This is a genomic window from Streptomyces sp. NPDC059255 (assembly GCF_042752355.1).
GTDB lineage: Bacteria > Actinomycetota > Actinomycetes > Streptomycetales > Streptomycetaceae > Streptomyces.
On the sequence record NZ_JBHYZP010000025.1, the window covers coordinates 20206 to 40903 of the forward strand.

General features: G+C 71.9%; 15 protein-coding genes. 11 read left to right on the forward strand and 4 right to left on the reverse strand.

The window, feature by feature from the left end:
* Nucleotides 1-432 precede the first annotated feature (432 nt).
* From ACFXKG_RS25915 to ACFXKG_RS25930, 4 genes are all read left to right on the forward strand, one after another.
* Entirely contained in the window at nucleotides 433-933 is a 501-nt protein-coding gene (locus tag ACFXKG_RS25915; protein WP_384843639.1) for a cysteine dioxygenase, read from the forward strand.
* A gap of 65 nt (nucleotides 934-998) precedes the next feature.
* Complete coding sequence (cofD, locus tag ACFXKG_RS25920; RefSeq protein ID WP_384843642.1) at nucleotides 999-1979, forward strand: 2-phospho-L-lactate transferase; 981 nt, start codon at nucleotides 999-1001, stop codon at nucleotides 1977-1979.
* The gene (locus ACFXKG_RS25925) at nucleotides 1976-3331 is read left to right on the forward strand and encodes a coenzyme F420-0:L-glutamate ligase (protein WP_384843645.1); all 1356 of its coding nucleotides are present in this window, start codon (nucleotides 1976-1978) and stop codon (nucleotides 3329-3331) included. Before cofD ends, ACFXKG_RS25925 begins: the two co-directional genes overlap by 4 nt.
* Before the next feature lie 92 nt (nucleotides 3332-3423).
* The gene (locus ACFXKG_RS25930) at nucleotides 3424-3894 is read left to right on the forward strand and encodes a hypothetical protein (RefSeq protein ID WP_384843648.1); all 471 of its coding nucleotides are present in this window, start codon (nucleotides 3424-3426) and stop codon (nucleotides 3892-3894) included.
* Here ACFXKG_RS25930 and ACFXKG_RS25935 read toward each other — a convergent pair.
* The 3 genes from ACFXKG_RS25935 to ACFXKG_RS25945 form a co-directional block, all read right to left on the reverse strand.
* Nucleotides 3891-4886 carry a DNA-3-methyladenine glycosylase family protein gene (locus tag ACFXKG_RS25935; protein WP_384843651.1) on the reverse strand — a complete coding sequence of 332 codons (996 nt, stop codon included), beginning with the start codon at nucleotides 4884-4886 and terminating at the stop codon, nucleotides 3891-3893. The genes ACFXKG_RS25930 and ACFXKG_RS25935 overlap by 4 nt on opposite strands.
* Before the next feature lie 261 nt (nucleotides 4887-5147).
* A complete protein-coding gene (locus ACFXKG_RS25940; RefSeq protein ID WP_384843654.1) occupies nucleotides 5148-6230 on the reverse strand; it encodes a sugar phosphate nucleotidyltransferase in 1083 nt (360 codons plus the stop codon).
* 149 nt (nucleotides 6231-6379) lie between these two features.
* A complete protein-coding gene (locus ACFXKG_RS25945) occupies nucleotides 6380-7924 on the reverse strand; it encodes an N-acetylmuramoyl-L-alanine amidase (RefSeq protein WP_384843657.1) in 1545 nt (514 codons plus the stop codon).
* A 125-nt stretch (nucleotides 7925-8049) separates the two neighbouring features.
* Here ACFXKG_RS25945 and ACFXKG_RS25950 point away from each other — a divergent pair, with 125 nt between their 5' ends.
* From ACFXKG_RS25950 to ACFXKG_RS25965, 4 genes are all read left to right on the forward strand, one after another.
* Nucleotides 8050-8808 (forward strand): TIGR03089 family protein, encoded by a 759-nt coding sequence (locus ACFXKG_RS25950; RefSeq protein WP_384843660.1) that lies wholly within the window; start codon nucleotides 8050-8052, stop codon nucleotides 8806-8808.
* A gap of 169 nt (nucleotides 8809-8977) precedes the next feature.
* The gene (locus ACFXKG_RS25955; RefSeq protein WP_384843663.1) at nucleotides 8978-10522 is read left to right on the forward strand and encodes an LCP family protein; all 1545 of its coding nucleotides are present in this window, start codon (nucleotides 8978-8980) and stop codon (nucleotides 10520-10522) included.
* Between the two features lie 221 nt (nucleotides 10523-10743).
* A complete protein-coding gene (locus ACFXKG_RS25960; protein WP_384843666.1) occupies nucleotides 10744-12552 on the forward strand; it encodes an LCP family protein in 1809 nt (602 codons plus the stop codon).
* A 42-nt stretch (nucleotides 12553-12594) separates the two neighbouring features.
* On the forward strand, nucleotides 12595-14487 hold the full coding sequence (locus ACFXKG_RS25965; RefSeq protein ID WP_384843669.1) for an LCP family protein: 1893 nt from the start codon (nucleotides 12595-12597) through the stop codon (nucleotides 14485-14487).
* Nucleotides 14488-14622: 135 nt separating this feature from the next.
* Here the strand turns inward: ACFXKG_RS25965 and ACFXKG_RS25970 are convergent, their stop codons facing one another.
* Nucleotides 14623-15669 carry a glycosyltransferase family 2 protein gene (locus ACFXKG_RS25970; RefSeq protein WP_384843672.1) on the reverse strand — a complete coding sequence of 349 codons (1047 nt, stop codon included), beginning with the start codon at nucleotides 15667-15669 and terminating at the stop codon, nucleotides 14623-14625.
* Nucleotides 15670-16032: 363 nt separating this feature from the next.
* Here ACFXKG_RS25970 and ACFXKG_RS25975 point away from each other — a divergent pair, with 363 nt between their 5' ends.
* The 3 genes from ACFXKG_RS25975 (at nucleotide 16033) to ACFXKG_RS25985 (ending at nucleotide 20609) form a co-directional block, all read left to right on the forward strand.
* On the forward strand, nucleotides 16033-17421 hold the full coding sequence (locus tag ACFXKG_RS25975; protein WP_384843914.1) for an LCP family protein: 1389 nt from the start codon (nucleotides 16033-16035) through the stop codon (nucleotides 17419-17421).
* Between the two features lie 136 nt (nucleotides 17422-17557).
* Nucleotides 17558-18808, forward strand: coding sequence for an LCP family protein (locus ACFXKG_RS25980; RefSeq protein ID WP_384843675.1), 1251 nt, complete (start codon nucleotides 17558-17560; stop codon nucleotides 18806-18808).
* Nucleotides 18809-19016: 208 nt separating this feature from the next.
* A complete protein-coding gene (locus ACFXKG_RS25985; RefSeq protein WP_384843678.1) occupies nucleotides 19017-20609 on the forward strand; it encodes a hypothetical protein in 1593 nt (530 codons plus the stop codon).
* Nucleotides 20610-20698: the final 89 nt, after the last annotated feature.

The window sequence follows — 20698 nt, forward strand, 5'->3', positions numbered from 1 at the left end:
CGGCCCTCTCCTGACAGGAGAGACGTCACGCGCCCCGATCCTGTTGCGGATCCGGGCGCGGAAGCGATCCGGATCACAGTCCGATCACGAGGGCGCCGAGGCGTTTACGAGCGCGGTCGCTGCCCCATGTGTCCGCGCCCCCTCATGGGCAAACCTTTCTCCGGACGGAGCAACCGGATGTGGTGAAAGATTGCGGCCAAATCGGTCATTGAGTTGACATCCGGAAGGGGATTCGCGACCTTAGGTCTCATGCCAGCGCACCGCACGCACCCCGCGACCCACCTCCGTGGATTCCGCAGTGCTGTCCAGGCCCGCTGTTGCTGTTCCAGCTGTTCCGTCTGTTGAAGCCCTCCGGGCTCCGGTCGAACCTCTCTCACCTCCCTCTTTTCCGGTAGCGCACGCCCTTTCCCTGCCGAGGAACCACAGCACCCCATGAACAGCGACAGCGACATCCAGATCGCCGGTGACCTCCTTGAGGTCCAGCACCTTCTCCGCCCCGCCCGGGAGCACCCGGTCACCGTGGCCGAGTTCGCCGGCCTCGCCCGTACCCTCGCGGCCGACCGCGCCCAGTGGGCCCCGCACGTCCGGTACGACGCCACCAGCCGCTGGTACCACCGGCTGCGCACCGGGCCCGGCTACGAGGTGTGGCTGCTCTCCTGGGTGCCGGGACAGGGCAGCGGATCGCACGACCATGGCCGCTCCTCCGGCGTACTGACGGTGCTCGACGGGGAGCTGACGGAGCGTTCGGGGAGCGGGAGCCGGACGCTCACGCCGGGCGCGCAGCGGGTCTTCGCCCCCGGTTATGTCCACGAAGTGGTCAACGCCGCGATCGAACCGGCCGTGAGCCTGCACATCTACTACCCGGGGCTGACCGAGATGCCGATGCACTCGGCCCGCTGCGCCCCGGCGGCCCAGGATGTCGTACCCGCCTGACAAGCCCACCCGTCACCCGACCACCACCCCTCAACGATCAGCCTCCGGCTGACAGACTGTCTTCCATGCGCATTGTGGTTCTGGCCGGCGGCATCGGCGGTGCCCGTTTCCTGCGCGGCCTCAAGCAGGCCGCGCCCGACGCGGACATCACGGTGATCGGCAACACCGGCGACGACATCCATCTGTTCGGGCTGAAGGTCTGCCCGGACCTCGACACGGTGATGTACACCCTCGGCGGTGGCATCAATGAGGAACAGGGCTGGGGACGTACCGACGAGACGTTCCTGATCAAGGAGGAGCTGGCCGCGTACGGCGTGGGGCCGGGCTGGTTCGGACTCGGCGACCGCGACTTCGCCACCCATATCGTCCGTACGCAGATGCTCGGCGCGGGCTATCCGCTCAGCGCCGTCACGGAGGCGCTCTGCGCCCGCTGGAAGCCGGGTGTACGGCTGCTGCCGATGTCCGACGACCGCGTGGAGACCCATGTCGCGGTCACGCTGCCCGACAGTGGCTCCGCCACGGGTGAGGGCGAGCGCAAGGCCGTGCACTTCCAGGAGTACTGGGTGAAGCTGCGGGCCTCCGTGGACGCGCAGGCGATCGTCCCCGTCGGCGCCGATCAGGCCAAGCCGGCGCCCGGGGTGCTGGAGGCGATCGGCGCCGCCGACGTCATCCTCTTCCCGCCGTCGAACCCGGTGGTCAGCATCGGCACGATCCTGGCCGTCCCCGGGATACGGGAGGCCATCGCCGAGGCGGGCGTGCCGGTCGTCGGCCTCTCCCCCATCGTCGGGGGCGCGCCGGTGCGCGGAATGGCGGACAAGGTGCTCGCCGCGATCGGTGTCGAGGCGACGGCGACGGCGGTCGCGCTGCACTACGGCTCCGGGCTGCTCGACGGCTGGCTGGTCGACACGGTGGACGCCGGTGCGGTGGACGCGATCGAGGGCGCGGGCATCCGCAGCCGGGCGGTCCCGCTGATGATGACGGACGTGACCGCCACCGCCGCGATGGCGCGCGAGGCACTGGCGCTGGCCGAGGAGGTACGGGCATGAGCTACGGCACGGATCCGGCGGCCACCGCGCCGGCGGTCCCCTCGTACGGGGTGCGCGCGCTGCCGGGACTGCCCGAGGTGCGCCCCGGCGACGACCTCGCGAAGCTGATCGCGGCGGCCGGGGCCGGGCTGGCCGACGGTGATGTGCTGCTGGTCACCTCGAAGATCGTCTCCAAGGCCGAGGGCCGGATCCTCGAGGCGACGGACCGCGAGGCGGCGATCGACGCGGAGACGGTACGGGTCGTCGCCCGGCGCGGCCCCCTCCGCATCGTCGAGAACCGGCAGGGCCTCGTCATGGCGGCGGCCGGGGTCGACGCCTCCAACACCCCGCCCGGCACGGTCCTGCTGCTTCCCGAGGACTCCGATGCCTCGGCCCGGGCGATACGGGAGGGGCTGCGGGACGCGCTGGGGCTCGACCTCGGCGTGATCGTCACGGACACCTTCGGGCGGCCCTGGCGCAACGGGCTGACGGATGTGGCGATCGGCGCGGCGGGCATACGGGTCCTGGAGGACCTGCGCGGCGGGACGGACGCGCACGGCAATCCGCTGGCCGCGACGGTCGTGGCCCTGGCGGACGAGCTGGCGGCCGCCGGTGACCTGGTGAAGGGCAAGACCGGGAATCTGCCGGTGGCGGTGGTGAGCGGACTGGGACACCTCGTGAGCCCGTCCGGAGCGTCCGGAGCCGACGACGCGGACACCGGTGCCCGCGCGCTGGTGCGGGTCGCCGCCGACGACATGTTCCGGCTCGGCACCTCGGAGGCGGTACGGGAAGCGGTCACCCAGCGCCGTACGGTCCGCGACTTCACCGACGAGCCGGTCGACCCGGGCGCGGTCCGCCGCGCGGTCGCGGCGGCGATCACGGCCCCGGCGCCGCACCACACCACACCGTGGCGCTTCGTGCTGCTGGAATCCCCCGGGTCGCGGCTGCGGCTCCTCGACGCGATGCGCGAGGCGTGGATCGCCGACCTGCGCCGCGACGGCAAGTCCGAGGAGTCGATCGCCCGCCGCGTCCGGCGCGGTGACGTGCTGCGCAAGGCGCCGTATCTCGTGGTGCCGTGCCTGGTGACGGACGGCTCGCACACCTACGGCGACGCCCGGCGGGACGGCGCGGAGCGCGAGATGTTCACGGTGGCGATGGGCGCGGGCGTGCAGAATCTCCTGGTCGCGCTGGCGGGCGAGCGGCTGGGCTCCGCGTGGGTCTCGTCGACGATGTTCTGCCGCGAGGTCGTACGGGACGTCCTGGACCTGCCCGAGGAGTGGGACCCGATGGGCACGGTCGCGGTCGGCCACGCGGCGGCCCCGCCGAAGGAACGGCCGGGGCGGTCGCCGGAGGCGTTCATCGAGGTGCGTTAGCACCCGGCGCGCCCGGTCGCGACCGGGCGCGGCCACGACCGCCGCGAGGAGAGACAAGACCGCCGCAAGGAGAGAAGAGAGCCGTCCCGAACGTGGACCTCACCGACATCCTGATCGACGCGGCAGTCATCACCATGCCGTTCGGCGTCGTGCTGCTCCTGGTCAAGGCCGTCCATCTGTTCGTCCGCCGGCGCTGGTTCTTCGCCCGTACCGCCGGCGGCCCCTGGCGTGGGGTGGAGCTGATCGCGCTGAGTCTCGGTGTCGGGCTCCCTGCCTATGTGGCCGGGCTGTCCGTCGGCTGGGACAGCGGCGGAATCAGCACCGCCTGCGAGCGGGCGGTGAGCGTCCCCCCGGGTGGTGAGGGTCCTCCGGGTCCCCTCACCGTGGCCGAAGGGTTCCTGCCGCTGTCGAGCCACTGCCGCTGGGGCGACGGCACCCACCTCGAACTCGTCCCGGGCTGGGTGAACGTCGTGGTCCTCGCCGCGCTCGCGGGGGTCGCCGTCGGCACCGCCGTGGCCGTACGGGGCGGAGCCCGCAGCGAGGGGGCCGGAGAGAGGCCCTAGAGACGGGCGATGTCGCGGACCGGCATGCGGGGTGCCCGGCGGGCCGGGACGCGCCCGCTGAGGAGGATCAGCCGGGTCGCCCGGTGGCGCTGGCCCGCGTACGGGGTGAGGAGGTCCAGCATCGCCGCGTCGTCCGCGTGCCGGTCGTCCGCCAGCGCGTGGCCGACGATGCCCGGCAGGTGGAGGTCGCCGACCGTGACGGCGTCGGGGGCGCCGTTGGACCGCTGGATCACCTCCGCCGAGGTCCAGGGTCCGATGCCCGGGATCAACTCCAGCCGGGCGGCCGCCTGTTCGGGCTCCATGGCGACGGCCTCCTCCAGCCGTTCCGCGACCCGTACGGCGCGCAGAACGGTCGAGGAGCGCTTGGCGTCGACCCCCGCCCGGTGCCACTCCCAGGAAGGGATCAGCGCCCAGGTCCTGGCGTCGGGCATGACATGGAGCGGCTCACCGGAGGCGAGGGGCGGCCCCGGCGCGGGCTCGCCGTGCGCGCGGACCAGCAGGCGCCAGGCGCGGTACGCCTCGACCGTGGTGACCTTCTGCTCCAGCACGGACGGGATCAGCGACTCCAGTACGAGCCCGGTCCTGCAGAGCCGCAGTCCCGGTCTGCGCCGCAGGGCCCCGACGAGGAGCCGGTGGCGCGGTACGAAGGCGTCCGGCTCGTCGGACGCGCCGAGCAGTTCCGGCAGGTGCTCCAGCAGCCACTCCGCGCCCGGGCCCCACGCCTCGGCGTCCACGCCGCCGCCCCGCGCGACGAGCCGCAGCGCGCCGGGCCCGGCGGGCGTACGGCTCGCACGGCGCACCGCGCCACCCGGCTCGGCCCGGAAGGTCGGGTCGCCGGGGCCGCGCCGCAGGGGCCCCAGGGTGAGCCCGAGGTCGTACGCGCCGTCCGGCGGCGTCCAGCGCCGGCGCAGGCCCTCCGACGCGGGCGCGGAGCGCGCGGGACCCGTGGGGTACGGGGCGCGCGCGGGGCGGGGGGCGAAGCGTCCTGCCACGGGTGGGGTCCTGGGGCCTCTCGTCTCGTCCGGATCGTGAAGTCCCCGGGGGCTACCCTCGGGGTCCCCCGAGGGTAGCCCCCGGTAGGGCGCCCCTCGCAGGCGTCCCCCGCAGGGGCCGGTCCGCCCGGACCACACAGGGGACCGGACGACGACGCGCGGCGGGCCCGGCGCGGCCGGCTACGCGTAGCGGACCCGCGCGGCCGGCTACGCGTAGCGGACCCGCGCGGCCGGCTACGCGTAGCGGACCCGCGCGGTCGGCTACGCGTCGGACGAGAAGCGCACCGCGCCCGCCGGGAGCACCGCGTCGCACCACACCCGTACGCCCTCGCGCAGTTCGTTGTCGGCGCCCACCACCGCGCCGTCCCCGACCACCACCCCCGACAGGACCGTACGGGCCCCCACCCGCGCGCCCGCGCCGATCAGCGAGTCCGTGACCACCGCGCCGGGCTCCACCACCGCGCCGGCCAGCAGCGCGCTCCCCGCGACGCGCGCGCCCGCGCCGACCCTGGCCCCCTCGCCGACCACCGTGCCGGCCGTGAGCTTCGCGTCGGCGGCCACCGACGCCGTCGGCAGCACCAGCCGTTCGCCGCAGCGGCCCGGCACCGCCGGGGACGGGGCCCGGCCCAGCACGAGGTCGGCGGAGCCCCGTACGAACGCCTGGGGCGTGCCCAGGTCCAGCCAGTACGTCGAGTCGACCATGCCCTGGAGATGGGCCCCCGCGGCCAGCAGCCCCGGGAAGGTCTCCCGCTCCACCGAGACCGGCCGGCCCGCGGGGATGGCGTCGATCACCGAGCGTCTGAAGACGTACGCGCCCGCGTTGATCTGGTCGGTGACGATCTCCTCCGGGGTCTGTGGCTTCTCCAGGAACGCCGTCACCCGCCCGTCCCCGTCCGTCGGCACCAGGCCGAAGGCGCGCGGGTCCGCGACCCGGGTGAGGTGCAGCGAGACATCCGCCCCCGACGCGGTGTGCGTCGCGACGAGCGCCCTGATGTCGAGGCCCGTCAGGATGTCGCCGTTGAAGATCAGCACCGGCTCGTCGGGCCCCGAGCACAGCCGCGACGCCACGTTGCGCAGCGCGCCGCCCGTGCCGAGCGGATCGCGTTCGGTCACGTACTCCAGGCTCAGCCCGAGCGCCGAGCCGTCCCCGAAGTACGGTTCGAAGACCTCCGCGAGGTACGACGTGGCGAGGACGACATGCTCGACCCCCGCCGCCCGCGCCCGCGCCAGCTGGTGCGCGAGGAAGGGGACACCCGCCGCCGGGACCATGGGCTTCGGGGTGCGCGCCGTCAGGGGCCGCAGCCGGGTGCCCTTGCCGCCGACCAGAAGGATCGCTTCAGTCACCGTGTCGTCTCCGCTTCCCCTGGGGCCGATTCCTCGTGCATACGTACATACGCACATACATACAGGCGTACACCCGAAGAACCGGCCGTTGTCAGCGGCCCGTCCGACGCCGGCGGCCCTGGTCCGGCGTCAGCGGCACTGATCCGGCGTCAGCGGCCCTGGTACCCGGCCGCCTTCGTGCGTACGGAGCCGAGCTTCCCGTACAGGCGGCTTCCCGGGCAGTCGGTGCTGAATCCGTCCCGGTGACCGGAAATGGTGTGCAGGCGGACCCGGGCGCCCTTCCCGTACTTCCCGCTGCCCCCGGACGTGAGGGTCACCTTGGCACGCGGGTTCACCCCGTGCAGACCGAGCTTCCACGCGGTGAGCCTGGCGACGGCGGTGGTCGCCGCCGACGGCGGGTTCGTGCGGTTGTACGAGCCGAGGACGGCAATGCCCGTCGTGTTCGTGTTGAACCCGAGCGTGTGCGCGCCCAGCACCGGCCTGGCCACGCCCCCGGCCCGCCCTTCGTAGATGGTTCCGCACTTGTCGACGGCGAAGTTGTAGCCGAAGTCCCGCCAGCCGCTGCTCTTGACGTGGTACCGGTAGATACCGCGCAGAACGGAGGGCGCCTGCCGGCAGGTGTAGTTGTTGCCGGTCCCGCTGTGGTGCACGAACGCGGCCTTCACCGTACCGGTGTAGCCGAACTTCCTCTCGCGCAGAGACTCGTTCGCGCCCCACCCCTTGCGGGTGACGATGCGCGGGCGCGGCGCGGCGAACGCCCGCGTGGTGGCGTCGGACACCTCTGCCTCGGCCTCCGCCTTGGTGAGGGCGGGGATCTCGGCGGCGCCCAGCGCCGCGAGCCCCTCGTTGGCGGACGAACTGGCCATGTCCTCGGCGGACATGGCGGGGGCGAGGCCCGTCGTCGCGCCGGTCATGGTGCCGTTCGCGGGGGACGTTCCCGTTCCCGTCTCCATGGTGACGGGAGTTCCGACGGGGGTGCCGACCGCCGTTCCGGACCCCTGCGTTGGCGACTGCGTCCCTGGCTGCGTTCCCGGCTGCGTTCCCGGCTCGTCGCCCGGCTGCGTTCCCGGCTCGTCGCCCGGCTGTGTTCCCGGCTCGTCGCCCGGGTCGATCAGCTCCAGCCGCAGCCCCCGCGGCAGCAGCGGACGGGCCGGTCCCGTCCCGTCCGGCTCCGCGGTGGCCCGTACCCGCAGCTCCACTCCGTCCGAACCGCCGACCCACAGCGGCGCGGTCGAGCCGCGCACCGTCCCCGAGTCGCGCTCCTGCGTCCCGGGGTCGGCGCCGTGCTCCTGGTTGTGCGTCTCGACGTCCTGCCAGTCGGACCAGACGTGGGTGGCGACCGAGCGGGTACGGACCTGGACGGTGCCGCGCAGTTCGTCGTCGGCGTCGTCCCAGACGACGCCGAGCAGCGAGAACGGCCGTACCTCCCGGGAGGCCACACCCTGCTCCGCGGCGGAGCCGGGCGACCGCGGGGAGCCGAGCGGCCGCAGGGGTACGGACTCGGTGGAGCCCGGCACGGCCCCCGCGGGAGTCACGGCGGGGTGGGCGGCCCCGGGGCCGGTCCGGGGGCCGGCCTGGTGACTGGCCGGCGGGGCGGCCGGGGACGCGGCGAGCGCCCCGGCCGGCTGCGAAAGCGGGAGAACGAGTACGGCGGTGCACACCACGCCGATCGAGGTTGCAAGGTAGGCACGCATGGGCCGATCCTCGGCGCGCGCCACGCGGCCCGCTCGGCGGGAAAACTGACGGCCCGTCGGCCGACCGGTGTACCCCGTCACCGGTACGGGGCGGTCGCGTAGGCCGTCCGCGTACCCTTTCTCCGATGAACGCCAGCGACCGCACCCCCGCCGACCTGCTGCGATCCGCTCTCACCGCGGACCCGGCCCGCCCCTTGATCACCTTCTACGACGACGCCACCGGTGAACGCGTCGAATTGTCCGTGGCCACCTTCGCCAATTGGGTGTCCAAGACCGCCAATCTCCTCCAGGGCGAGCTGTCCGCGGAGCCGGGCGACCGGGTGGCGCTGCTGCTGCCCGCGCACTGGCAGAGCGCGGTCTGGCTGCTCGCCTGCTCCTCGGTGGGCGTGACGGCAGAGATCGGCGGCGACCCGGCCGCGGCCGACCTCGTCGTCAGCGGGCCCGGCCCCGAGTCGCTCGCCGCGGCGCGCGCGTGCACCGGCGAGCGGGTGGCGCTCGCGCTGCGCCCGCTCGGCGGCCGGTTCCCGCAGCCGCCGGAGGGCTTCCTCGACTACGCCGTGGAGGTGCCGGGCCAGGGCGACCGTTTCGCGCCGTACGCCCCGGTGGATCCGGACGCGCCCGCGCTCCGGGTCGGCGGTACGGAGCTGACCTCGGCCGCGCTGCTCGCGCGGGCGCGCGGGGACGCGGCGGAGCGGGGGCTCGGGCCCGGTTCGCGACTGCTGTCGGGGCTCGGGTACGAGAGCTGGGAGGGGCTCTCGGCGGGGCTGTTCGCCCCCCTCGCGGCGGGCGGTTCCGTCGTACTCTGCCGCCATCTCGACCAGTTGCCGGCGGCGGCGCTCGCGGAGCGCGTGACCAGTGAGCGGGTGACCGACAGCGCCGTATGACCTGGGCCCGGCCCGTCCCGTTCTCCTTCATGAGCCACCGCTCGTAGCGCCGTGACCAAACCGCAGCACATGATCGGCGAAACCTGCGACGCGCAGCACAACCAAGCGCGGTGCTCGCCCGTCTACGACAGCGACCGGCGGCCCGTGTGCGCCGCCGATGCCTTGAAGGATGGACGAAGACGTGACCGAAAGTGCTGGCACGCCGCCCGAGCCGGAGAAGAAGTCCACGGATTCCACCACGCCGGAGGACCCCGAAGAAGCCGAGGCGGGCACCGCACTCCGTGACGACAGCGCTGACGACGAAGACAGCGCCGGCAGAACCGGAACCAACGCGAGCGCCGAGCAGGCCGGAAGCACGGAACGGGCCGGGAACACCGAGCGGACCGCGAGCGCCGAACGGGCCGACAACGATGCCGAGGCCGCCGTACCGCCCCGTCGCAAGCGGCGCTGGCTGCGCTGGGCCGCGGCCGCGACCTCCGTCGTCCTGCTCGGGGCCTCCGGCGCCGGCTGGTGGGCCTACCGCACGCTCGACCGGAACATCACCACCGACACCACAGCCGCCGCCGAACTCCACACGTACGAGCGGGAACGCCCCACCCCGGTCGCCCTGGACGCGCAGAACATCCTGCTCATCGGCTCCGACAGCCGCGCGGGCGCGGGCAACGGCAAGTACGGGCAGGACGACGGCGGTTCGCAGCGCTCCGACACCACGATCCTGCTGCACCTCGCCGCCGACCGGAAGAGCGCGACGGCGATGTCGATACCGCGCGACCTGATGGTGGAGATACCGAGCTGCCGTTCCGCGGACGGCAGCCGCACCAGTGCCCAGTTCGCGCAGTTCAACTGGGCGTTCCAGTTCGGTGGCGCCGCGTGCACCATCCGTACGATCGAGAAGCTCACCGGCATCCGCGTCGACCACCACATCGTGATCGACTTCAGCGGCTTCGAGGACACGGTGGACGCGGTCGACGGTGTCGAGGTCTGTCTGAAGGATCCGGTCGACGACCGGCAGGCACGCCTCAAGCTCCCGGAGGGCCGCCAGACGCTCACCGGGGAGCAGGCGCTCGGTTACGTACGGGCGCGGCACGGCATCGGCGACGGCAGCGACACCCAGCGCATGGACCGGCAACAGCGTTTCCTCGGCGCCCTGTTCAAGAAGGTGCAGAGCGACGGGGTGCTGCTCAACCCGACGCGGCTCTATCCGGTGCTGGACGCGGTGACGCGGTCGATCACCACCGACGCGGGGCTGAACAGCCTGACCGACCTGTACGACCTGGCCAGTTCGATGCGGGGCGTGCCGGTGGAGAAGGTGCAGTTCCTGACCGTGCCCCGGCAGCCGTACGCCCTGGACCCGAACCGCGACGAGCTCGTCGAGTCCAGCGCGAGGAAGCTCTTCGAGCGGCTGCGGGACGACGAACCCGTCACGATCGACACGGAAACCTCACCGGCGGACACCGACGCCGATTCCGGCGCCGACACCGACGCGGACACCGTCGCGGACACCGGGACGGACACCGGGACGGACGCGGCATCCGACGCGGCGTCACCGTCGACGTCGCCGTCGGCCTCGGAATCGGCACCGGAATCGGACTCGAAATCGCACTCGGACAAGAGTTCCCCGGCCGCGGCGACCTCGTCCGGCGCACCCGCTCCGAGCAGCACACCGGCGCCGACTTTCACGGGTTCCAATGCCGAGGCGGGCATGTGCGGGTAAAGCAATTGGCAAAGAGAAGCGCACACTCCATGGAGATTGGGCAGATTGCCCGCTTGTAAGGGGTGAGGAATTTGTCACGGACGTCGCTCGACGTTGAACTGGGCGGATAGTGTGACGCGATCCGGTGCGTCCGGCCGTACGGTCGCACACTGCTGGATCGAAAACCGAGCGTCTTCGGGGGAAGACGCCTCGCGTGGCACCGACGGAGGATTCAAGCAACCGTGGATGCGCAAAGCCGTGGACAGGCGGACGAGATCGACCCCGCCGACCAGTGGGTCCTCAACCCGCAGACAGGTAACTACGAGCTGCGACTGGACCACTCCGAAGGGCAGTCGCCGGCCGCCCCCGCAGGCACCGCAGGCGCCGGTGGCAGAAGAAAGAAGCCTGCCCCGCAGGACGGCTCCGCCACGCCCCCGGGCCCCCGGTCGGGCGGCCGGAGCCGTAACGCCGCCCCGGCCGGGGGCGGGAACGGGAGCGGGGCGCAGCGCGCCGACGTCCCCGGACAGCGCAGCCGGCGCGCGGGCAAGGGACCGGCCGCCGAGTCCGCGGCGGCCCCGGGCCGGCGCAAGCGCAAGCCCAGGAAGACCGGCAAGAAGAAGGCGCTGGTCTGGACCGGCGGGGTGATGGGCTTCGTCCTGGTGGGCGGCTCCATCGCCGCGTACGCCGCGTACGAGCACTTCAACGGCAACATCGCCACGATCGATGTCGAGGGCGCGGGCAGCGGCGGCTTCAAGAAGGACCAGCCCGTCAACATCCTGGTGATCGGCACGGACAAGCGGACCGGCGCGGGCAACGAGGGGTACGGGGACAAGGGCAGCGTCGGCCACGCCGACACCACACTGCTCTTCCACGTCGCGAAGGACCGTTCCAACGCGACGGTGGTCTCCATCCCGCGCGACCTGATCACCGACATCCCCGACTGCGAGACCAAGACGGACTCCGGCACCACGGTGATCCCCGGCTCGCAGCAGGTCCGCTTCAACACGAGCCTCGGCCAGGACGACCGCGACCCGGGCTGCACGATGCGCACGGTCAAGGAGCTGACCGGCATCGAGGTCGACCACTTCATGATGGCCGACTTCAACGCGGTGAAGACGCTGTCCACCGCCGTAGGCGGAGTCGAGGTCTGTGTGGACAAGGACATCGACGACCCGAAGTCCAAGCTCAAGCTGAAGAAGGGCAAGACGGTCATCGACGGGGAACAGGCGCTCGCCTTCGTCCGCACGCGCCACGCCTTCGGCGACGAGAGCGACCTCACCCGGATCCAGACCCAGCAGCAGTTCCTCAGCTCGATGATCCGGACGATGAAGTCCGGCGACACCCTGACCAGCCCCAGCAAGCTGTTCAGCCTGGCTGAGGCGGCCACGCAGGCGCTGACGGTCGACACCGGCATCGGCAGCATCAAGAAGCTGAGCGATCTCGCCCAGGAGATGGCGAAGGTCCCGGCCAAGAACATCACCTTCACCACGCTGCCGGTCCTCGACAACCCGGCGGAGGTCGTCAAGGCCACCGTCGTCGTCAACGAGGCCAAGGCGAAGCCGCTGTTCTCGATGATGCAGAACGATGTCTCGCTGACCGAGGTGGAGGCGAAGGAGAAGGCGGACCAGAAGGCCGCCGCGAGCAAGCAGGAAGAGCTGCTGAAGGGCGACAAGGCCGATCCGGCCGATGTACGGGTCGACGTCTTCAACGGCGGCGGTCCGCAGGGCTCGGCGCAGGAGACGCTCAACTGGCTCCAGAACAGCGAGGGCGTGCCGAAGTCCACCAACAAGGGCAACGCCCCGGCGAACGTGGCGAAGACGACCCTGGAGTACGCGCCGAACCAGGCGGACCAGGCGCGCGCCCTCGCGGAGATGATGGGGCTGCCCGCCTCGGCGCTCAAGCCCGGCACGGAGGACGCGGTGGGTCTTGAGGCGATGACGCTGACCCTCGGCGGGGATTTCAAGGGCGCGGGAGTGCCCATCACCGGAGCGGCGAAGACGCCGGAAGGTGTGCAGAAGGTCGAAGCGGACAAGCAGGTCTGCTCGAAGTGACACGTGAACACCGGCTCGTACGGCCGGCCTGAGGGGGATCCGGTGGGTACGAGCGGTGTACGGCGGGAAGAGGCGCGCGAACGCGGCCCACACGCCGGGGAACTGGGCTGGGACGACAGCCTGTACGAGGACGGCGCGCCCGGCGGCGTGGGCGGTAGCGCGGAGGACGGAGCGGGCGGAGAGGGCGGAGAGGACACCGGTCCCACCGCGGAGGGCACGGACCGTACGGTGACCGCGAACCGTACGGTGACCGCGCGGAAGGCCGGGAGCACGGCGGACAGCGGGGAGACCGCGAGCGGCACGGGCGGCAAAGGCGGCGCGGGCGCCACAAGCAGTACGGGCGGCGCGGGCGGCACAGGCGGCTCCGGCGGCGCGAAGGGTGCCAAGGGGGCCAATGGGGCCAAGGGCCGGCGTCCCCGGGTGCGCCGCATACTCCGCTGGGCCGCCGCCGTGCTCTCGCTCCTCATACTCGGGACGGCCGGCGCCGGTTATCTGTACTACCGCCACCTCAACGGCAACATCCGCAGCGGCGAGCGGAGCAACGGCTCCAGCGGCCTGGACCAGCCCGCGGCCAACTCGGCGGGCCAGCGGCCGCTGAACATCCTGCTGATCGGCTCCGACAGCCGTAACAAGCCGGAGAACGTCGAACTCGGCGGCAGCAGGGGCTCCGTGGGCAGCCCGCCCCTCGCGGACGTCCAGATGCTCGTCCATGTCTCCGCCGACCGGAAGAACGCCTCGGTCGTGAGCATCCCCCGGGACACCCGGGTCGACATCCCCGAGTGCAAGGACGCGGAGACCGGCAAGGTCTATCCCGCGACGAACACGATCATCAACGAGACGCTCGCCCGCGGCGGCCCCGGCTGCACCCTTTCCACCTGGGAGAAGCTGACCGGCGTCTATATCGACCACTGGATGACGATCGACTTCTCCGGTGTGGTGAAGATGGCCGACGCGATCGGCGGCGTCGAGGTCTGCGTCAAGGACAACGTCTGGGACCGGCCCCTGCCCGGGGTGCCCGGTGGCTCCGGTCTCAAGCTCACGGCGGGCAAGCACCAGATCCAGGGCGAGCAGGCCCTCCAGTGGCTGCGTACCCGGCACGCCTTCGAGAGCGACCTCGGCCGGGCCAAGGCCCAGCACATGTACATGAACGCGATGATCCGCGAGCTGAAGTCGCAGAACGTCTTCACCGACACGCCCCGGCTGACCGGCCTGGCCGAGGCGGCCACGAAGTCGCTGGAGGTGTCGGAGGAGATCGGTACGGTCAAGAAGCTGTTCGATCTCGCCATGCAGCTCAAGAGCGTGCCGACCGACCGGCTCACCATGACGACGATGCCGACCGCGGTCGACCCGCAGGACGCGAATCATCTCGTGGCCGGCGGCGCCGACGCGGAGCACCTGTGGGCGATGGTCCGGGACGACGTGGCCTTCGACAGCAACGGCGACTCGGCCGAGGACAAGGCGGCCGCCGCCGCGGCGGCCAAGCGGAAGAAGGCCACGGAGGACGCCGTCCAGGAGCCGACGACTACACCCGCCGAGACCGGGGTGATGGTACGCAACGGCACCGGCGGCGCGCAGACGCCCGTGAAGGGCCGTGCCGCCGAGATCGCCGGCGCCCTCGCGGCCAAGGGCTACACCCTGGCGACGGCGGACGGGCAGCTCACGCCCCAGGAGACGACCACGGTCGGCTATCCGAGCGCGGACCTGGAGGGGAACGCCCAGGCGGTCGCCAAGGCCCTCGGGATCCCGACGAGTTCGGTGAAGCGGTCCACGGACGTCTCGGGCGTCACGGTGATCGTGGGCGCCGACTGGCGCGACGGCTCGTCCTTCCCGAAGGAGAGCGCGCCGGCCGCGGGCGGGGTCCCGGACACGGCGGACGCCATCAACGGCTCGGAGAAGGACGCGTGCATGGACGTGTATGCGCCGTACCGCTTCTGAGCCCGTACACCCCTTCCGAACGAGAACGAACATACGCACGCGACCGCGCCCCCGTACACAGCTGTACGGGGGCGCGTCGGCGTTCCTGCGCGGGCTCCGGGTCCTCCGGGTCCTCCGGGTCCTCCGGGGACCTCCCTAAGCCTCGGCCTCGGCCCCGACCGTCCGGGCGGCCGGGCGGCGGCTCGCGATGACCTTCTTCGCCAGCGCCTTCGGGCTGGTGAGGAAGCCGTACCCCCACGACATGTGCATGGTGGCCAGCGCCACCGGGATCTGGAGCCGGGCCTTGAGCGGCAGACCCTTGCCCGCCGGTACGGAGCCGGCCACGATCGCGGCGAGATAGCCGCCCGGCACGACGAGGCCCCAGGGCGTGAGCACCGCACCGACGACGAGTCCCGCGGCGATGGCGCAGACGGCCGCCGGCGGGGCGAGGTAGCGGAGGTTGATCGAGCCGGAGTGGTAGCGCGCGACGACATGGCGCCAGCGGCCGTAGTCCTTGTACTGCTTGGCGAGCGCGCGGACCGAGGGGCGCGGGCGGTACTGGACGCGCAGCTCCGGGGAGAACCAGATCGCGCCGCCGGACTCGCGGATCCGGAAGTTCAGCTCCCAGTCCTGGGCACGGATGAACTCCTCGTTGTAGCCGCCCTGCCGCTCCAGCGCCTCGCGCCGGAAGACACCCAGATACACGGTTTCGGCGGGACCCGCCTGGCCTCCGGTGTGGAAGGCCGCGTTGCCGACGCCGATCCTCGACGTCATGGCGGCGGCGACCGCGTGCTCCCAGTCGTTCTCGCCCTCGGCGTGCATGATGCCGCCGACGTTCTGTGCGCCGGTCTCCTCCAGCAGCCGGACGGCGGTCGCGATGTAGTTCGGCGAGAGCATGCCGTGGCCGTCGACCCGTACGACGACGGGGTGCTTGGACGCCTTGATCGCCGCGTTGAGCGCGGCGGGGGTGCGGCCCGTCGGGTTGGGCACCGTCTGCACCCGGGCGCGCGGGTGGGACGCGGTCTCCCGTACCAGCTCCGCGGCGATCTCGTCCGTACGGTCCGTGGACGGGCCCAGGGCGATGACCACCTCCATCTCCCCCTCGTACTCCTGCTCCAGGATGTGCCGGACGGAGTTCCTCAGATGACGTTCCTCGTTGAGCACCGGCATGATCACGGAGACTGCGGGAGGCAGGGCAGGCATGGGGTCCTTCGGGGCCTTCGGGCGGGGGCGCGTTCGAGACGGCGGGGCAGTGGTCGGTCCGCCCACGTTACCGCGAACGGGGGACAGCGAAGCGCGCCGCCCGGTTGCGCACCGGGGGCGCTGATCGTATGGGCTTACCGTGCTCACGGCCCGCTCACGGGCCACCGGTATTGCGCTCACGGTCCGCTCACGTTCACCGCGGAGGTGTCCCTCGTGCCCACGCCGCCCCGCACCACCCGCCGGCCGGACGCACGCCGCCGGCCGGACACCACGACGGCGCGCGCCGGCACCCGCGCCGGTGTCCGGGGCCGTGGCGGGAACGGGCCGGGGAAGGACGGCAGGGCCGGGCGGCCCCGCTGGGGAATGCGGATGGCGACGGCCCTCTCCGTCCTGGTCCTGGGGGCGGGCGGGATCGGCCACGCCGTCATGACCGGTCTGGACTCCGGGATCGGGCGGATCGACCCGTTCAAGGACATGAAGAACCGGCCGGGCGCGGGCCGCGGGCTGAACCTGCTGCTCGTCGGCACCGACGGCCGCGACAAGATCACCGAGGAGGAGCGGCAGAAGTACCGCCTCGGGGGCGAGCCCTGCCACTGCACCGACACGATCATGCTGGTCCACCTCTCGGCGGACGGGCGGCGCGCGAGCGTGGTGAGCCTGCCCCGCGACAGCTTCGCCGAGCTGCCCGAACACACCGACGCCACCACGGAGAAGCAGCACGCCCCGCACCCGGTGAAGCTGAACGCGGCGTACGCGGAGGGCGGGCCGAATCTGACCGTCCGTACCGTCGAGCGCATGACGGGGGTGAAGATCAGCCACTACCTGGAGGTCGACTTCACGAGCTTCATGAAGACGGTGGACGCGGTGGGCGGGGTGGAGATCTGTACGACCCGGCCGATGAAGGACTCGTACACCGGCCTCGATCTGGCGCCCGGCACGCACCGGATGAACGGCGGCGAGGCCCTTCAGTACGTACGGTCCCGCCATGTCGACAGCGCCGCCGACCTCGGCAGGATGGAGCGCCAGCAGCGCTTCGTCGCCGCCCTGATCAGCCGGGCGACCAGCAGCGGGGTGCTGCTGAACCCGGTGCGGTTCAAAGAGGTCACCTCGACGGTCCTGGGCTCGGTGCGGGCCGACACCGGGTTCGGCGCCGAGCAGATGCTCGCCGTCAACGAGGCGATGCGCGGCTTCTCCCCCGCCTCGTCGGAGTTCACCTCCGTGCCGCTGGCCGGCGGCGGCGCCTCGGTCCCGGTCAAGGGCGTCGGCGCCACGGTGAAGTGGGACCCGGTGAAGTCGAAGCGGCTCTTCCAGGCGCTGCGCGAGGACCGACCGCTGACGCCGCCGCACCGGCAGGGTTCCGGCTCCCCGGCCGCCGGGAAGGCCACGGTCGTCGCGGTGAGCCCGCGGGAGATCCGCGTACAGGTCTACAACGGGACGCGGATCGACGGCCTCGGCCAGCAGGTCGACGACGCGCTGCACGCCACCGGCTTCCGTACCACCGGCGCGCCGCTCGGCTCGGACGGGAGCGAGGTGCAGCGGACGGTGGTGATGTACGACCCGCGCTGGGACCGCTCGGCGAAGTCCCTGGCGGCGGCGCTGCCGGGCAGCGAGCTGCGGGCGGTGAAGCAGCAGGGCGCGACGCTGAAGGTGATGACGGGGACGGACTACACGACGGTGCGGCCGGTCCGTGCGGAGGAGGCGGCGAAGGGCGAGTTCGACGCGACGACCGGCGATCAGGTGGCCTGCCCGTAGGGCCTTTCCGGCATCGGCGCGGTCAAACCTCCGGGACGGCCCCAGTCCGGTTCGTATTGCATCAGATTCGCAACGGGGCCGACCCTATTTCCCACCTCCCTGTATGGGGCCCGGCCCGGCCCGGCACACTGTCCGCATGACTGATGGATGGACCGGCGACCGTGGCGACCGTTACGGGCGCGGCAGTGGAGGCACGCAGCCCGAGGGACCGCAGGTCATGCCGCATGTGCGGCGCAGCGGCGTACCCCAACAGGCGCAGGGGTACGGCCAGGGCCGGGATCCCGGTTACGACAGCGGGTACAACACGGGCCAGGTCTACGGCTCCCCCGCGGGCGGCGGTGGCGGCGACGGCGGGCGGGGCGGCTACATCCCTCCGCAGGGCGGCGGGCCCTCCCAGCCGCGGTACGCGCCCGACTGGGGGCGCCGTATCAAGATCGGCGCGCTGGTCCTCGTGGTGCTGCTGCTGGGCACGTCCATCGGTACGTACTTCTGGGCCGACGGCAAGCTCCGGCGCGAGGTCGATCTCTCGAAGGTCATCGAGCGGCCGGAACAGGGCGACGGCACCAACTACCTGATCGTGGGTTCCGACAGCCGCGAGGGCATGACCGACGAGGACAAGAAGAAGCTCCACACCGGTTCCGCCGAGGGCAAGCGGACCGACTCGATGATGATCCTGCACGACGGGTCGAACGGTCCGACGCTGGTCTCGCTGCCGCGCGACTCGAACGTGACGATCCCGTCGTTCGTGGGCTCGGAGTCCGGCAAGCAGTACCCGAGCACGGGCCGCCAGACCAAGCTGAACGCGGCGTACGCGGAGGACGGCCCGGAGCTGCTGGTCCGCACCGTCGAGTTCAACACCGGGCTGCGCATCGACCACTACGTGGAGATCGGCTTCGCCGGCTTCGCCAACATCGTGGACGCGATCGGCGGGGTGGAGCTGGACATCCCGAAGGCGTTCAAGGACAAGAAGTCGGGCGCCGACTTCCCGGCGGGCAAGCAGACCCTGGACGGCGAGCAGTCGCTGGCCTTCGTACGGACGCGGTACGCGTTCGCCGCCAGTGACCTGGACCGCACGAAGAACCAGCAGAAGTTCCTGGCGGCCCTGGCCTCGCAGACGGCCACGCCGGGCACGATCCTGAACCCGTTCAAGCTCTACCCGACGATGGGCGCGGGCCTGGACACCCTGATCGTGGACAAGGACATGTCGCTCTGGTCGCTGGGCCAGATGTTCTTCGCGATGAAGGGCATCACGGGCGGCGACGGCACCTCCATGAACATGCCGATCTCGGGCAGCGTGGGCGGCAACCTGGTCTGGGACAAGGCGAAGGTCAAGGAGCTGGTGAACCAGCTCAACAACGACGAGAAGGTCACCGTCACCAGCGACTGACACCGACGACCTGCACCGGCGACCGACGCCGTCGTCCGTAGCCCCCGTGCACCCGCCGCCCCGGCGCGGCGGCGCGGGGGCTACGGCGTGCCGGGCCCGGCGTTCGGGCAGGTCCGCGTTCGGGCAGGTGTGTCCGCGCGTACAACCTTCCTCCTGGTCGACGCGTCGAATGTGCCGTAGATCCACGCACATGTCCGATGGAGGACCTTTGAGAAAGATCCTGGCCGTGGTCGGCACGGCCGTCGCGCTCTCCGTGTCCACGCTGGTGGTCGCGCCCGGCGCGCAGGCGGCCGAGACCGACCTCCGGTCGTTCGCGTGGAGCGCCGAGAAGGACGGCCGGATCCATGTGCTCTACGAGCACTGGGAGCGCAACTCCCTGCCGTCCGACGTCACCGTCCGGATCCGGGCGAAGGGCAGCGACGCGGTGCTCGCCACGCTCGGCCTCAACGACGCCGACAGCTGCCCCACCGCGTACGACTGCCTGGAGCAGCAGTTCTGGACCGACCCGGTCGAGCTGCCCTCGATGGGTGTGTACGCCATCGACCTCGTGGTCAAGGCCGGCACGGCGGGCGAACTCGTCGACCGCGACAACGGTGAGCTGAACTACGGCCTCGACCCGAAGCTGACCGCCACCGCCGACCGTCGGACCGTTTCGTACGACCACCGCGTGGTCACGGTGAACGGCACCCTCGTCGCGCAGGACCCGAACACGCGCGAGGTCAAGCCGTTCACGGGAGCCTCGATCTACTCCCGCTACATGCTGCGGCAGCAGCCGCTGAAGACGGTCGACAAGGCGGGACGTTTCTCCCTTCCCTTCGAGTTCAGCGGTTACGAGACCGACGAGCGGATCAACGTCTGGTTCCAGGAGAACAGCGCGTCGTTCCCGGTGTCGGTCCAGCGGCAGCCGCTGAAACTGACGGTGGACACCCCCGCCGGGTCGGTCACGGCCCCGTTGGGCAGCGACGTCCCCGCGCGCGGCAGGGTGACCCGTACGGCCGACGACGGCACCGAGAAGCCGGCCGGCGGCGTCGGCGTCCTGGTCGGCGGCCGGCCCGTCACCAGCACCAAGGAGGACGGCACCTTCGCCGGTGCCTTCCCCGCCACGAAGAACGGCACGACGCGCGTCGGTGTCGGCCAGGAGCCGTGGTTCGCGGGGGCGTCCCCGTACGACTTCCAGCTCACGACGGCCGCCACGAGCACCTTCTCGTCGGTCGAGGCCGCTGTGGACAAGTACCGGAAGGTCACCTTCAGCGGCAAGCTGGGCGTCACATCGGGCTCGTACCCCGCCGGGACGACCGGTCAGGTCTCCATCGACCACTCCCCGGACGGCCAGAACTGGTCGAGCGTCGGCCAGTTCACGGCCGTGTACGGAGCCACGTTCAGCCGGACCGCTCCTACGAAGGGGGGGACCGGCAGCTACTGGCGCCTGCGTCACCTGGCCGCCCCGGGCGTGGAGAGCCGCGTGTACCACCTCGGCCGCGCGTACACCGAGATCCGGAAGGACAGCGTCGCACCCGAGGGCATCCGCAAGGGCACGAGACTGACGGCCAAGGGCACGCTGATGCAGAAGTCCGGCACCACCTGGAAGGCGTACGCGGGCCGGAAGGTCCGCGTCTACTTCAAGGCCGCCACGCCCGGCGCGGCCTGGAAGGAGCTGGGCACCGCCACGACGCTCACGAACGGCACGTTCAGCAAGCAGTTCACGGTGTCGCAGAACGGCACCTGGCAGATGCGCCACGTCGACACGGTGAAGACGCACTACGCGTCGAGCGGCCGTGAGATCCCCGTCACCATCCGCTGACTTCCTGGGCCCGCGGTCTCGGCCGCCGGCCCGCGGTCCCCGGTGTGACGCCGGGGGCCGCGGGCACCGGGGCCGCGGGCTTTCGCGAC

What these genes read in the sequence shown, in the direction of transcription:
- ACFXKG_RS25915 (WP_384843639.1), top strand. Translation starts at nt 433, where the DNA reads ATGAACAGCGACAGCGACATCCAGATCGCCGGTGACCTCCTTGAGGTC.
- ACFXKG_RS25970 (WP_384843672.1), bottom strand. Translation starts at nt 15,669, where the DNA reads ATGCCTGCCCTGCCTCCCGCAGTCTCCGTGATCATGCCGGTGCTCAAC.
- ACFXKG_RS25945 (WP_384843657.1), bottom strand. Translation starts at nt 7,924, where the DNA reads ATGCGTGCCTACCTTGCAACCTCGATCGGCGTGGTGTGCACCGCCGTA.
- ACFXKG_RS25975 (WP_384843914.1), top strand. Translation starts at nt 16,033, where the DNA reads ATGCGGATGGCGACGGCCCTCTCCGTCCTGGTCCTGGGGGCGGGCGGG.
- ACFXKG_RS25955 (WP_384843663.1), top strand. Translation starts at nt 8,978, where the DNA reads ATGGACGAAGACGTGACCGAAAGTGCTGGCACGCCGCCCGAGCCGGAG.
- ACFXKG_RS25980 (WP_384843675.1), top strand. Translation starts at nt 17,558, where the DNA reads ATGACTGATGGATGGACCGGCGACCGTGGCGACCGTTACGGGCGCGGC.
- ACFXKG_RS25950 (WP_384843660.1), top strand. Translation starts at nt 8,050, where the DNA reads ATGAACGCCAGCGACCGCACCCCCGCCGACCTGCTGCGATCCGCTCTC.
- cofD (WP_384843642.1), top strand. Translation starts at nt 999, where the DNA reads ATGCGCATTGTGGTTCTGGCCGGCGGCATCGGCGGTGCCCGTTTCCTG.
- ACFXKG_RS25925 (WP_384843645.1), top strand. Translation starts at nt 1,976, where the DNA reads ATGAGCTACGGCACGGATCCGGCGGCCACCGCGCCGGCGGTCCCCTCG.